Consider the following 13,386-nt stretch of genomic DNA (forward strand, 5'->3'; position numbering starts at 1 on the left):
CTGGCCCGAAGCGACCGCCTACAACAGGGCCCAGGTGCTCTATTATCTCGCCGAGAACCTGTCCGGCCGCACGGAAGAGTTCGCGACCCGCATCGCCGAACTGACCGGTGCTGCCCACAAGGCTGCCAAGTCAGAAGTCGAGGCCTCGATCGAGCGGCTGTTCTATTATGCCGGCATGGCCGACAAGTTCGAGGGCAGGGTGCACCAGCCGCCGGCGCGCACCGTCACGCTTGCCCTGCACGAGCCTGTCGGCGTCATCGGCATCGTTGCCCCTGACGAGGCGCCGCTGCTCGGCCTGATCTCGCTGCTCGCCCCGGCACTTGCCATGGGCAACACCACGGTCGTGGTGCCCTCGGCCGCCGCCCCGCTCGTGGCCACCGACCTCTACCAGGTACTCGAGTATTCAGACGTCCCTGCCGGTGCGATCAACATCGTCACCGGGCATACGGCGGAACTCACAGCCGTGCTTGCCAAGCATGACGACGTCGACGGCCTCTGGGTCGTCGCCGAGGCCGAGATCTGCGCCAAAGCGGAGGCTGAATCGACTGGCAATCTCAAGCGCGTCTGGACCGGGCACGGCCGCAGCCTCGACTGGCCGACCGCCCAGGGCGAAGCCTTCCTCCGCCGCGCCGTCGAGATCAAGAACGTCTGGGTCCCATACGGGGACTGAGGGGAATAGGGGAATAGGGGTTATCGCCTTCCCTTACTCCCTTGCTCCCTTGCTCCCTTGGCCCTCAGCTTATCTTCGTCAGCAGCTGCAGCAGGGTCTCTGCGTCCTTCGCCGACAGCGGCGACAACGTCTCCTCGGTGATCGTCCGCGCCCGCGGCAGAAGCTCGACGATGAGGCGGTGGCCCTCGTCGGTCAGCTTGACCATCAGGCGCCTTTTGTCGACCTCATGTTTGGCCAGCTGCACCAGCCCGCGTGCCGCGAGCCGGTCGATGACGCCCTTCACGGTCGCCGCATCCATGGCGATCAGGCCGCCCAGCTGGTTCTGCGAGGTTTCGCCGACGTCGCGCAGCTTGGCGAGCGCGGCGAACTGCGGTGGCGTCAGGTCGGCAATATGCGTCGCGAAGATCGCGACGTGACGCTGGTTGGCCTTGCGCAGGACAAAACCGATCTGTCCCTGGACCTGGTAGGTACCTTCGGTGGTTTCGGGGCTCATCGCAAGCCATCCCAGGCCTTGATGTCGGAGGCCTTCAATCCACCCATGCGGTCGTGAATGCGCGGCCCCGAGGTCATGACCAATGCAAAGACGATCTCGTCCGGTCGCGGCCCGTCGGGCACCCCCACTTCCATGGCATCGAAATGGCTGCGCACATAGGCGGCGTTGACATGGCCGATCGGCACGTCGAGCCGCGCGCCGAAAGCACCCAGCTTCTTGGCCGAGGGCACGATCGCCTTGGCTTCGCCAAGCCGCTCGCGCATGGCGTAACCGCCGGGCACATGCCACAGCGCGCCGTGTTCCAGTTCGCCGGCCGAGCCGACAATGGCGCCTTTGCCATAACCGTCGATGGCCTTCGCATCGCCGCCCAGCGCCGCGATCAGCCGGTCGGACAGCATCAGCCCGAGCGGTTTCAGATCCTCCATCGCGCTCTCAAGCTCATCGACATAGCGGTCGGCGAACGGGTTCTTCACCACCGCAAGCGCTGCCGCTCGTCGTCGGGGGATATGCGCGGGTGGCCCTCCGTCGTGCAGGATTTCCTCGATCGTTACAGCGATCTTCCGGATCGGAAAGTCAGGCATGGACAGGTTCCCCCCTTGTCACACCATCGGTTACGGCAAGCTCATGCGTGCCGCTTATGCGGGTTCGGCCTCCTAGGTATAGAGCTGCAGTCTGGATCGACCCTTGCCGCCGCAAGGATTCGGCCACGGAAAATCCGGCGTCGAGCGCCGCCTCGATGTCGGCGGGGGCAAGCGGTGCGACGTCTGTCGTCACCAGCCGGTCGCCAAGGTCGCTGTCGGGCGCCAGGTCGGACGCTGGCCTGCGGTGGATGGCTGTGTGGCCGGGCAGGTCGACAGCGTTGGCGATCAGCGTCGCCGCAGCATCGGCCGCGGCCGCGTTTACCGCGAGCACCGTTACAGCGTCGGCGATGCCGAGCGAAAAGCTGCGGCCGCGCCAGCCGCTGGTGGCGATGCCGCGCACTGCGTCCTGCCAGTGGATCGTCAGCCTGTCGGCCAGGCCGTGGCCCGTGCCGGCAATCGCCACCGAGAACTCCTGGCCACGGGCGATGTGCAGGGCGATGTCACCGCCATTGTTGACATAGGCGCGCTCGATTGAACGCCCGGCGATCATCGCGGCCATCATCTCGTCGGCGACAGAACCTGCGACGGCGGCCATCGGTGTGATGAACTGCCCAGCCAAAGGCGCGACGGCGGCTTCCATGCGCCGCGCCGTTGGTCCGTCAAAGTCGCGGGGCCTTGACGATGCCGGGCGGCGCAGTTGGGCAAGCTCCTCGACCAGCTCGTCCAGGATGGTCTGGAAGCGTTCCGCCGCCTGTTCGTAAGCAGCGCGCACCTCGCCGGTCTCGCCAAGTGCCTCGACGATCAGGTCGATGGGGCCATGATTGAAATGCAGGCGGTGCTTGTCGGGCAGCCAGGAGATTTCGGGTCCATTCATCGCGACCCGCCCGGCGCCGTCAGGCGCAACTGCGCCAGCGGTGGCCAGGGGTTGTCGGTCCCGGCCGCTTCCGTCGCCCGCTCGTTGAGATACTCGCCGCCGCGCGCCAGCACGTCGTCGATGCTCCTGATCTCGCCGTCATAGCCGCCCAGTGCCAGATAGTCGTCGCGCCGCAAGGTGAATTCGATTGGCGCCACCAGGGCCGGTGTCGGCACATAACCGAAAGCGTTGTCGGGCACCCTGAGGACGTCGACCATCAGCGTGATGCCGCCGCCCGGCCAGACATAGACAGGCGCGCCGCCCACCGTCACGTAGGTTCTCAGGCCTTGCACCGAACGTGTCAGGTTGACCGGGTTTTCCGTCACCCCGGCGCGCAGGCTGCCGCCGGCGCCGCCGACGAATAGCACGGTACACAAAGCCGGCTCACAATTGTCCTCGATCAGCCCAACCGACTTGCGCAAGCGGTCCGGGAACGGCTTCTTGACCGGCATCAATTCGTCGTTGAGCTCGTAATAGGCGAACTGCTCGCCCGTCGTCGAAACCATCAGCAGCGACAGGCCGGGCCGCGCGCCTTTCTTGGCATTCCAATCGCCGAGGATCTCGAGCGGGTCGGAGATGCTGGTTCCACCCCAGCCGAGGCCGGGCTCCGACACCTTGAAATAACGCCCCGGCGTCGAGCGGCGGCCGAGGATCTTAATGCCGGTCTCCTCCCAGCCAAGCACCTTGCCGGCCTGGTGCTCGGAGACGACGCCAGTGATGTGGTCGTCGACGACAACCACCTCGTCAACGAGCCCGCGCCATTGCGTGGCGAACATGCCTATGGTCGCCGAGCCACAGCCGACGCGCATGCGGTGTTCGGTCGTGCCATCGATGACCGGCGGCTTGCCGGCCTCGACCACGATGGCGGCGCCGCCGTCGATGCTCAGCTCGACGGGCTTCTTGTTGCAGAGGTCGAGCAGCACCGCGCAGGTCACCCGGCCTTCGCTCTTCGAGCCGCCGGTCAAATGGTGGACGCCACCGAGCGACAGCATCTGCGAGCCGTATTCGCCCGTCGTCACATGGCCGATGGCCTCGCCCTGGGCACGCACCGTCGCCGTCTCGGGGCCGAGATGGCGGTCGGTGTCGATCTTCACCTTGACGCCGCAATAGGAGAAGATGCCCTCGGTGACGACGGTGACTAGATCGACGCCTGCGAGCTGCTGGCTGACGATGAACGGTGCCGGCTTGTAGTCGGGATAGGTGGTGCCGGCACCGATGGCGGTAACGAAGCGCCGCCCGGTGTTGACCAGTTCGCCATCCCACGCCTCGCCGCTGAAAGGCACCACGGAATTGCCGCTTTCGACCGCGAAATCGAGCACGCGGACTGGGTCGGCGCGCACGATCATGCCGCCGAAATTGCCGTAGCGGTCGCAGGCGCCGGTGTGCCCTTCGGCGATGTAGCACATCACGGGGCAGGCATCGCAGCGCAGCTTTTCGCCCGCCTGCCTGTCGCCGGCCGGGTGTGTCTCGAAACGCTCGGAAAGCTCGTTCATCGACGTGCCTCCTCGATTGCGGCCAGGATTCGCGACGGCGTTGCCGGCACCTTGGTGATCGCCACTCCGATGGCGTGGCGGATGGCGTTGAGGATGGCGGGCGCCGTCGGGATCAGCACATGCTCGCCCAAACCCTTGGCGCCAAAGGGTCCTTCCGGGTCCGGAACTTCCACCAGTATGGTTTCTATCGGCGGCACGTCACCGATCGTCGGGATCAGGTAGTCGTGCAGGTTCTCGGTACGGCCGGGAATGTACTCTTCCATCAGCGCCATGCCGATGCCCTGGGCGATGCCGCCCTCGATCTGGCCTTCGGCAAGCAGCGGGTTGATCGCCCGGCCGACATCATGCGCCGCGGTGATCTTGATCAGCTTCACGGTGCCAAGCCTCATGTCGACCTCAAGCTCGGCGATCTGCGCGCCATAGCCGTAGACAGCATAAGGTTTGCCTTGGCCCTTGGCATCGAGCGTCGTCGTCGGCGGGTCGTAGCTTTCCTCGGCGGCGAAGACAAGGCCGTCCTTGTCCACTTCGAGCAGCGTCAGATCGATGCGCCGCCGCTCGCCGCCCTCATGCACCAGGAGCAGTCCGCCCGGCAAAAGCTGCAGCGACGCTTTGGCCGAGACATTGGCAAAGCGCAGGATGCCGTCTCGCAAGGCTTTCGCGGACTTTTCCGCCGCTTTTCCCGAGACATAGGTCTGGCGCGACGCCGAGGTCTTGCCCGCATCGGGTGTAACAGCCGTATCGGCACTTCGAAGCACGAAATCGCCGAGCGGCAGGCCAAGCGCGTCGGCGGCGATCTGGGCGATGACGGTGTTGGCGCCCTGGCCGATGTCGACCGCGCCCTGGTGCAGCACGACCTTGCCTTCGGGCGAGATGCCCAGCTTGATTGTCGAGGGGTTGGGCAAAGACGTGTTGCCGCAGCCATACCAGCACGAGGCGATTCCGACGCCGCGCTTGATCTTGCCGTTGGCCGCGTTGAAAGCGTCCGCTTCGGCCAGCGCGCGTGTCCAGCGCAGGCTCAGCGCCTCGAGGCAGTCGCCGATGCCGACACCGGTGTCGAGCCGCTGCCCGGTCACCGTTTCGGAGCCGTTTCGAAGAGCATTTTTCAAGCGTATCTGCAACCGGTCGAGGCCAAGCTTGTCGGCCAGTTGGTCGAGCAGCGTCTCTTGCATCAGGGTAGCCTGCGGCACGCCGAAACCACGGAACGCGCCCGACACCGGGCCATTGGTGTGGATGGCGCGAGCGATGGCGCGGTAATGCGGCGTGGCATAGGGCCCGGAGGCATGCACCGGCACGCGATTGGCGACGGTCGGGCCGAAGCTGGCATAGGCACCGGTGTTGAACTCGCCATCGAACACCATGCCGCGAATGGTGCCGTCGGCATTGGCGCCGATTGTTGCCTTCATCGCGGCCGGATGGCGCTTCGTCGTCGAGGCCATCGATTCGGTGCGGCTATAGGCAAGGGCTGCCGGGCGCCCTGTCTTCAGTGCCACCAGCCCTATGAGCGGTTGCAGCGAAACGTCGATCTTGGAGCCAAAGCCGCCGCCGGTCGCCGTCGGCAGGATACGCACTTTTTCCACCGCGAGACCAAGGATACGCGCCGTGTCGTCGCGATCCAGATGCGGTGCCTGAGTGCAGGCTGCGATCGTCAGCGTATCGCTGTCCATCAATGCATAGCCGGCTTCCGGTTCGATGTAGGCGTGCTCGACATAGGAGGTCTGCATGCTGCCGGAGACCACGCATGCGGCCTGCGCCAGGGCACTTTCCGGCTCGCCGCGCTCGACAAGGCCGCGCACCAGCAGGTTGTCGGGTCGGTTGGCATGGACCAGCACTGCGCCTTGCGCCTGGGAAGTGGCCGGCTCCAGTGCTGCCGGCAACTCGCGCCAGGTGATGGGGAAAGACGTCACATCCAGGTCGCGCGCCGCCCAGCCTTCGCAAGCGACAAGCGCCACCGCCTCGCCACGGAAACGTGTCTCGCTCTCGGCCAGTGCCGGCTGGTCGGCAAAAGGCGGGATAACGCCGAAGCTGTTGATGCCGGGGATGTCGCCGGCGGTGAAAACCGCAACGATGCCCGCATTGCCTGCGACGTAGGCGTCGAGGTCGCCGAACGAGAATGCGGCTCGGTGATGCGGCGAGCGGATCACCAGCACCGACAACGCATCGGCGGGAAATGAATCGCCGCCGAATCCTTCGCTGCCAATCACCTTCGGGATGCCGTCGAGCCTGATGGGCGAGGCGCCTACGGCCGAACCAGCCGGGGGCATGCGAAAATCAAGAGATGGTGGCAGCATAAAGTGCCATGCCTCCATCACCGCCTCGACGATCTTGCGATAGCCGGTGCAGCGGCACAGGACCCCGCCGAGCGCGTCCTGGACCTGTTGTTCGCTTGGGCGCGGCTCCCGTTCCAGCAACGCAGTTGCCGTCACAAGCAGTCCGGGCGTGCAGAAACCGCATTGCGCGGCGCCATGTGCCAGGAACGACGCCTGCAGCGCCGAGAGGTCGCTGCCCCGCAGCCCTTCCACGGTGCGGATCGAAGCGCCTTCGACCGAGGCCATCGGCAGCAGGCAGGCGCAGACGGGCTCGCCGCCGAGCAGCACGGTGCAGGCGCCGCAATCGCCGGCATCGCAGCCGACCTTGGTGCCCGTCAGCCTGAGGTCGTCGCGCAGTACCGACGACAGGCGCCGCATCGGCGCAGCGGACACCGACACGGAGGCGCCGTTGACAGTGAAGCTGATCGGCGCCCGGTCGGTTTTCATGCCGCCGTCCGTCTCTGCGAGCCATGCGTTGCAAGCAGAAGCGCCCGCGCCACGATTTCGCGCGCAGCACTTCGCCTGTATCCGGCACTGCCGCGCACATCGTCGATTGGTGACAATTCATCCAATCCGGCAGCTTGCACCGCGGCTTCGGCGATCTCCGGCCTATGCCCGACAAGTGCTGCTTCCAGCGCGTGCAGCCGTCGCGCCACGGCCGAGCACGACCCCACCGAAATCGCCGCGCTTGCGATCCGCGCGTCCGTACCGAGCACGACCCTGGCCGCCGCCATGGCGATCGAAATGACCAGATAGCGCCGCGCACCCAGTTTGACGAAGGCCGAGCTGCCGCCAGTGCTGGCCTTGGGAATGCGCAGCGCCGTCACCAGCTCGTCCTCGCGCAGCTTGGTTCGGCGGTTGCCTATGATGAACGCGCCAAGCGGCAAAATGCGCATCTCGTGGCGCGACCGCAGCTCGACCTCGGCGTCGAGGATCATCAGCGCCGGTACCCCATCGGCGGCCGGTGAGGCGTTGCATATGTTGCCGGCTATCGACGCGACGTGCTGAATCTGGATCGAGCCAATTTCGCGCGCCGCCTGCTTCAGCGCGTCGAAGGCCGGCGGCAGCGGCGCCTGGATGATCTCGGTCCAACTGGTGCGCGCACCAATGACGAAGTGATTGTCGCTTTCGGTGATGCCGCGCAGTGCGCCGATGTCATTGATATCGATTACATCGAAATAGAGAGGCCGGTTGCCAAGAGCGGGATAAACGTCCGTCGCACCCGCCAACACTCGCCAAGAGCCCTCGCTGAGCAGCGCCAGCGCCTCGTCGAGTGACTTGGGTTTCGCGTAACGGGTCACGCAATGCCTCCCGGCTGTTGCCGGACATTTTCATTCGTACACAAGTGATAACCTGCCGCGATCTTTTGTCAAAGCCTGGCTTTACTTCGCCGGATCACGGTGGGCGCATGGCGGCCAAGTTGAAGGTTGACGCCGGCCGCCATCTGGTCGAATTTCGACGGCCCGCCAGCACGGCGGTATCAGAAACGAGTTGGGGACATCATGGCTACGGACGCGCTCGTCGTCGTCGATCTGCAAAACGACTTCTGCCCTGGCGGCGCGCTTGCCGTGAATGGGGGCGACGAGATCATCCCGCTGGTCAATGACCTGATCCGCCACAGCGAGCACGTGCTGCTTACCCAGGATTGGCATCCGGCCGGTCATTCGAGCTTCGCCTCGAGCCATCCCGGCAAGCAGCCTTTCGAAAGTGTCCGCATGTCCTATGGCCCCCAAACGCTGTGGCCGGATCACTGCATTCAGGGCAGCCGCGGCGCCGATTTCCATTCCGGGCTCGCCTGGTCCAAGGCCGAACTGGTTATCCGCAAGGGGTTTCGTCCGAACATTGACAGCTACTCGGCGTTTTTCGAGAACGACCGCTTCACGCCGACGGGCCTTGCCGGATACCTGCGCGAGCGCGACGTCGCCTCGATCACGCTTGTCGGCCTCGCCACCGATTTCTGCGTCGCCTATTCGGCGCTTGATGCGGTCAAGCATGGCTTCGCCACCACGGTGCGGCTCGATGCGTGCCGCGCGATCGATCTGGGCGGTTCCCTCGACTCGATGATCGGCAAGATGCGTGACGCCGGCGTCAAGCTGGTCTGATTTCCTGACTTTGGCAGCATCAGACGTTGCGGTCATCAATTCGAACACAATGCCCGGCGTAAACGCCGGTTCCGAGGGGACGGCATGAAGGGTTCGCGTATTGCGGCAGCGTCTCTGGCGCTGGCCTGCCTGCTGGCGAGTGCAAGCACCGCGCTGGCTGCCGAGCAGGGATTGCCCGGGGCGACGATGTCGTTGGTGTGGGCACTGCCGTTTGCGGGATTGCTGCTCTCCATCGCCACCGGGCCGCTGCTTTATCCGCACCTCTGGGAGCAGCACTACGGCAAGATCACAGCCGGCTGGGCGGCGCTGGTGGTGGTGCCGATGGCGCTGTCTTTCGGCTTCGACATCTCAGTCGAGGCCGTGCTGCACACGCTGCTGCTCGAATACATGTCCTTCATCATTCTTTTGTTTGCCCTTTTCACCATCTCGGGCGGCATCCTGGTGGCAGGCAACATCCAGGGCACGCCGCTCATCAATGCCGGCCTTCTGGTCATTGGCGCGTTGCTGGCCTCCGTCGTCGGCACCACCGGCGCGTCGATGATCATGATCCGGCCGGTGATCCGCGCCAACGACAACCGGCCGTTTAACGCCCATGTCATCGTCTTCTTCATCTTCCTGGTGTCCAACATCGGCGGCTCGCTGACGCCGCTCGGCGACCCACCGCTGTTCGTCGGCTTTCTGCGCGGCGTAGACTTCTTCTGGACCACCGTCCATCTCTGGCGCGAGGCGCTGTTGGTCGGCGGCATCGTGCTGGCCGCCTTCCTCGCCGTCGATTGGCACTTTCACCGGCGCGAGTCCGGGCAGCCCAAGGTCAAGGACCCGACACCACATTCGAAGGTGCGCATCCGCGGACTTGCCAATATCGCTTTGCTCGCCGGTGTCATCGCCGCGATCCTGATGTCGGCGTCATGGAAGCCCGGCGTCGCGTTCTCCGTCTACGGCGTCCATGTCGAACTTCAGAACCTCGTCCGTGACGCCATCATCCTGGCATTGGCCTTCGTGTCACTGGCGGTCACCCGCAAGGAATACCGCGCCGCCAACGGGTTTTCATGGGGTCCTATTCTCGAAGTGGCCAAGCTGTTTGCCGGCATCTTCGTTTGCATCGTGCCCGTCATCGCCATCCTGCGCGCCGGGCTAGATGGGGCTTTCGCGCCGCTGGTGGGGCTGGTCACCGGACCGGGCGGCAAGCCTGACAACCTCGCCTATTTCTGGCTGACGGGCGTGCTGTCGTCCTTCCTCGACAATGCGCCGACCTATCTCGTCTTCTTCGAGCTTGCCGGCGGAGACCCACAGGCGCTGATGACGACCTTTGCCACAACACTGGTGGCGATCTCGGCCGGCGCCGTGTTCATGGGCGCCAACACCTATATCGGCAATGCGCCGAACTTCATGGTCTACGCCATCGCCCGGGAAAGCGGGGTCAGGATGCCCGGCTTTTTCGGCTACATGCTGTGGTCGAGCGCGATGCTGATCCCGACCTTCCTGATCGCGGGGTTTGTGTTCTTCGCCTAACCCACGCCGACATAGCGCCTGACCATCCCAGGATCCTCGCGCAGCCGCCCCACGTCCACCGTCTCGCGGTTGCGACCGTTCTCAATGAAGGCGACGCGATCGGCGACGGGCAGCACGGCGTCGACGCGCTGTTCGACGAGAATGGTCGAGACATCGCGCTCGCGCAGCCTGGCCACGGTTTCGCGGATATTGGCGATCATCGACGGCATCAGCCCTTCGGTCGGCTCGTCGAGCAGCAGGACCTCGGGTTCAACACACAGCGCGCGCGCCATGGCCAGCATCTGCTGCTCGCCGCCCGACAACGTGCCGGAGCGCTGCTTCAGCCGGTCGCGCAACAGCGGGAACAGGTCGAGCACGCTGTCGCGCACCGCCTTGCCCCTCTTGCGGGTCATCAGGCCGATCTCGATGTTTTCGGCGACGGTCAGCTCGGCAAACAGCCGGCGCCCTTGCGGCACATAAGCCACACCCGCCTTTGGCACCTCGTGCGCAGGGAGCTCGGTCAGCACGCGTTCGCCCAGCCTGATCGAGCCCGCACGCGCCGGCACCAGCCCCATGATCGCCTTCAGCGTCGTGGTCTTGCCGGCGCCGTTACGGCCGAGCAGGCACAGCACCTCGCCCTTGCGCAGTTCGAGGTCGAGGCCGTGCAGCACCTGCACTTCGCCGTAAAAGCAGTCGAGGCCTGATATCGTCAGCGCCGCATTCATGCTTCGGCCTCCTGAGCGGTGCCAAGATAGGCTTCTTGCACGGCGGCGTTGGCGCGGATCTCGGCCGGGCTGCCTTCGGCGAGGATCCTGCCGGCATTGAACACGCTGATGCGACGGGCCAGCGCCATGACAACGGGCATGTTGTGCTCGATCAGCAGGATGGTGGCGTCACGGGCGATCTCGCGGGCCAGGGCGATGAAGTTCTCGATCTCGCCGTCCGACAGGCCCTGCGTCGGTTCGTCGAGAATGAGCAGACGCGGCCTGAGCGCCAGGCCCATGGCCACCTCGAGCAGCCGCTGGTGGCCATAGGCCAGAGTGCCGGCCTGCTCATGCGCGCGGCCAGCGAGGCCGACGCGCTCCAGCGCCTCCATCGCCCCTTGCCGCACCGCGCCGCGCGACCGGCCGTCGGTCAGTGTGCGCTGTACCGGCAGGGCGACGTTGTCGTAGGCGCTGAGATTGGCGAAGACGCTGGTGATCTGGAAGGTGTAGGCGATGCCGCGCCGGACCCGCAGATGCGCCGGCATGGCGGTGATATCCTCGCCGTCGAAGACGATACTGCCTGAGGTCGGTGCGTAGCGGCCGCAGACGAGGCTGACGAAAGTGGTCTTGCCGGCGCCGTTGGGGCCGATCACCGCCCTGATCTCGCCCGGCTCAAGCGAGAAGTCGACATTGTCGACGGCGCGCAGGCCGCCGAAATGACGCGACAGACCCTTGGTGGTCAGAAGCGCCGTCACGGCAGCCACCCGAGCCAGCGGTCGCGCAGCGTGCCGAGAACGCCCTTGCGGAACCAGAGCACCAACAGGATCAGCATTGCGCCGACAATAAGCATGTAGGCCGAGGTGTAGCTGCTGGTGATGTCGATCACGTAGTACATGAACAATGTGCCGAGCAGCGGCCCGAGTGTGGTCGCGGCACCGCCGAGCAGCACCCAGAGCAGTGGCAGGATCGAATATTGCACCGAGGCAAATGTCGAGCCGACATAGCCGAACAACAGGGCATAGGCCGCCCCGGCCGCGGCACAGATGACGCCCGAGGTGACGACTGCCGCCAGCTTGTTGGCGAAGGTGTCGTAGCCAAGCATCTTCGCGCGCTCCTCGTTTTCGCGGATCGCGACCAGCACACGGCCGTGGCGCGAGCGGACGATGGCGAGCGTGGCGAACAGGGCAGCGGCAAACAGCGCCACTGCCGAGAGATAGCGCGTCGCCGGGTTGGTCAGGTCGAGCGTGCCGGTTCCCAAAGTGATCTGCCGCGCCTGCTGCTGCAGCACCAGCCCCTCGTCGCCGCGCGTCCATGCGCCGAAATAGAGTGTTACGAGATAAAACACCTGGGCAAACATCATGGTCACGATCATGAAGGCGACACCCGAAGTCCGGAGCGCCAGCAGGCCGACAATCAGCGACACGAGGAAGCCCGCGCCGACGCCACCGGCAAAGGCCGGCACCACGCCCCAGCCAAGATGATAGAGCGGCAGCCCGGCGCCATAGAGCCCGGCGGCGAAGAACATGGCGTGGCCGAGGCTCAAGAGCCCGACATAACCGAACAGAAGGTTGTAGCCCATGGCGAAGATGGCCAGCACCAGCACCCGCGCCAGAACGCCATGGTGGTATTCGGGCAGGATGTAGTTGAGCGCGACGAGCAGGGCGATGACCACTGCATGCAACGCGTAGACCCTGGCCGTCGCCCCGTCGCCGCTCATTTTGTCGCCGTTCCGAACAGGCCCTGCGGCCGGAACACCAGCACCATGGCGACGACGAGCGTGGCGATGATCTTGGCCAGGGTCGGCGAGAAGAACACCGAGATGATGCCGTCGGATACGCCGATGAGAAGGGCGGCAATGACGGTGCCGCGCAGCGAGCCCAGCCCGCCGATGATGACGACGATGAACGACAGCAACAGCGGGTCGAGACCCATCAAATAATGCGCCTGCTGGATCGGCACGATCAGCACGGCGGCGATTGCCGCGAGCATCGCGCCAAGCGCGAACACCGCGCCATAGACGCGTCCGACCGGGATGCCGAAGGCCTGAGCGGTCTCACGGTCGTATTGAGTCGCCCGCATGACAAGGCCGATCCTCGTGCGGGTCAGCACCAGCCAGGTGGCAAGCAGCAAAAGCGCCGATGCGGCGATGATCGACAGCTTGTAGCCGGAGTAGCCGAACCAGGGCAGCTGGATTCGGACGTTGAAGGGCGGCGTCACCGGCCGCGCCTCGGGGCCGTAGAAGGTCAGAGCCAGCTGCTGGATGATGTAGAGCAGGCCGATGGTGGCGACAATGGTGGCTTCCGGGTTGTAGTCGAGCCGGCGCAGGACAAGCCGCTCAGATATCCAGGCGATGAAGCCGACGATCAGCGGCGCCAGCACCAGGGCTGCGGCGAAGCCGAGAGCTGGGTGTCCACCAACGGCTGTGGTGATCGCCCATGCGAGCACGGCGCCGAGCATGAAGAATTCGCCATGCGCGACATTGACGATGCGCATCACGCCGAACACCAGCGACAGGCCAAGCGCGGTCAGCGCCAGCACTGCCGAGGTGACCAGGCCTTCGAGCGTGGCAAGCAGGAGATGCGGGAAGAAGGCCACTAGCCAACCCACCTGGGTTGCGCTTCGTCGCACCCCCC

Annotated in this window: 13 protein-coding genes; 3 read left to right on the forward strand and 10 right to left on the reverse strand. The window is 65.4% G+C overall.

Features of this window, described 5'->3' with window-relative positions:
- On the forward strand, positions 1 to 670 hold a 670-nt coding region (locus tag HNQ95_RS19690), incomplete at its 5' end, for an aldehyde dehydrogenase family protein (protein ID WP_182575100.1).
- A gap of 64 nt (positions 671 to 734) precedes the next feature.
- Here the strand turns inward: HNQ95_RS19690 and HNQ95_RS19695 are convergent.
- From HNQ95_RS19695 to HNQ95_RS19720, 6 genes are read right to left on the reverse strand one after another with little or no spacing between them, the layout of a single operon-like run.
- Complete coding sequence (locus HNQ95_RS19695) at positions 735 to 1,163, reverse strand: MarR family winged helix-turn-helix transcriptional regulator (protein ID WP_067955239.1); 429 nt, start codon at positions 1,161 to 1,163, stop codon at positions 735 to 737.
- Positions 1,160 to 1,744, reverse strand: a complete 585-nt coding sequence (locus HNQ95_RS19700; RefSeq protein WP_182575101.1) for an amino acid synthesis family protein — start codon at positions 1,742 to 1,744, stop codon at positions 1,160 to 1,162. The genes HNQ95_RS19695 and HNQ95_RS19700 overlap by 4 nt, the downstream gene beginning before the upstream one ends.
- On the reverse strand, positions 1,737 to 2,618 hold the full coding sequence (locus HNQ95_RS19705) for a UPF0280 family protein (RefSeq protein ID WP_182575102.1): 882 nt from the start codon (positions 2,616 to 2,618) through the stop codon (positions 1,737 to 1,739). The genes HNQ95_RS19700 and HNQ95_RS19705 overlap by 8 nt, the downstream gene beginning before the upstream one ends.
- Positions 2,615 to 4,150: a 6-hydroxynicotinate reductase gene (locus HNQ95_RS19710; RefSeq protein WP_067955233.1), complete on the reverse strand. Its 1,536-nt coding sequence runs from the start codon at positions 4,148 to 4,150 to the stop codon at positions 2,615 to 2,617. The genes HNQ95_RS19705 and HNQ95_RS19710 overlap by 4 nt, the downstream gene beginning before the upstream one ends.
- On the reverse strand, positions 4,147 to 6,903 hold the full coding sequence (locus HNQ95_RS19715) for a molybdopterin-dependent oxidoreductase (protein WP_182575103.1): 2,757 nt from the start codon (positions 6,901 to 6,903) through the stop codon (positions 4,147 to 4,149). The genes HNQ95_RS19710 and HNQ95_RS19715 overlap by 4 nt, the downstream gene beginning before the upstream one ends.
- Positions 6,900 to 7,757 carry an FAD binding domain-containing protein gene (locus HNQ95_RS19720; protein ID WP_182575104.1) on the reverse strand — a complete coding sequence of 286 codons (858 nt, stop codon included), beginning with the start codon at positions 7,755 to 7,757 and terminating at the stop codon, positions 6,900 to 6,902. The genes HNQ95_RS19715 and HNQ95_RS19720 overlap by 4 nt, the downstream gene beginning before the upstream one ends.
- A gap of 201 nt (positions 7,758 to 7,958) precedes the next feature.
- Between HNQ95_RS19720 and pncA the strand changes: the two genes are divergently transcribed.
- On the forward strand, positions 7,959 to 8,558 hold the full coding sequence (gene pncA, locus HNQ95_RS19725; protein WP_067955228.1) for a bifunctional nicotinamidase/pyrazinamidase: 600 nt from the start codon (positions 7,959 to 7,961) through the stop codon (positions 8,556 to 8,558).
- Between the two features lie 84 nt (positions 8,559 to 8,642).
- Complete coding sequence (locus HNQ95_RS19730) at positions 8,643 to 10,070, forward strand: sodium:proton antiporter (RefSeq protein ID WP_182575105.1); 1,428 nt, start codon at positions 8,643 to 8,645, stop codon at positions 10,068 to 10,070.
- On the opposite strand, the gene HNQ95_RS19735 is transcribed toward HNQ95_RS19730, so the two are convergent.
- From HNQ95_RS19735 to HNQ95_RS19750, 4 genes are read right to left on the reverse strand one after another with little or no spacing between them, the layout of a single operon-like run.
- Positions 10,067 to 10,774: an ABC transporter ATP-binding protein gene (locus HNQ95_RS19735; protein WP_067955226.1), complete on the reverse strand. Its 708-nt coding sequence runs from the start codon at positions 10,772 to 10,774 to the stop codon at positions 10,067 to 10,069. The two genes, HNQ95_RS19730 and HNQ95_RS19735, sit on opposite strands and share 4 nt — an antisense overlap.
- Positions 10,771 to 11,508, reverse strand: coding sequence for an ABC transporter ATP-binding protein (locus tag HNQ95_RS19740; RefSeq protein ID WP_067965817.1), 738 nt, complete (start codon positions 11,506 to 11,508; stop codon positions 10,771 to 10,773). The genes HNQ95_RS19735 and HNQ95_RS19740 overlap by 4 nt, the downstream gene beginning before the upstream one ends.
- Positions 11,505 to 12,470: a branched-chain amino acid ABC transporter permease gene (locus HNQ95_RS19745; RefSeq protein WP_067955224.1), complete on the reverse strand. Its 966-nt coding sequence runs from the start codon at positions 12,468 to 12,470 to the stop codon at positions 11,505 to 11,507. Before HNQ95_RS19745 ends, HNQ95_RS19740 begins: the two co-directional genes overlap by 4 nt.
- A complete protein-coding gene (locus tag HNQ95_RS19750) occupies positions 12,467 to 13,348 on the reverse strand; it encodes a branched-chain amino acid ABC transporter permease (protein WP_067955222.1) in 882 nt (293 codons plus the stop codon). The genes HNQ95_RS19745 and HNQ95_RS19750 overlap by 4 nt, the downstream gene beginning before the upstream one ends.
- Positions 13,349 to 13,386 lie beyond the last annotated feature (38 nt).

The organism is Aminobacter ciceronei, from assembly GCF_014138625.1.
Taxonomy (GTDB): domain Bacteria; phylum Pseudomonadota; class Alphaproteobacteria; order Rhizobiales; family Rhizobiaceae; genus Aminobacter; species Aminobacter ciceronei.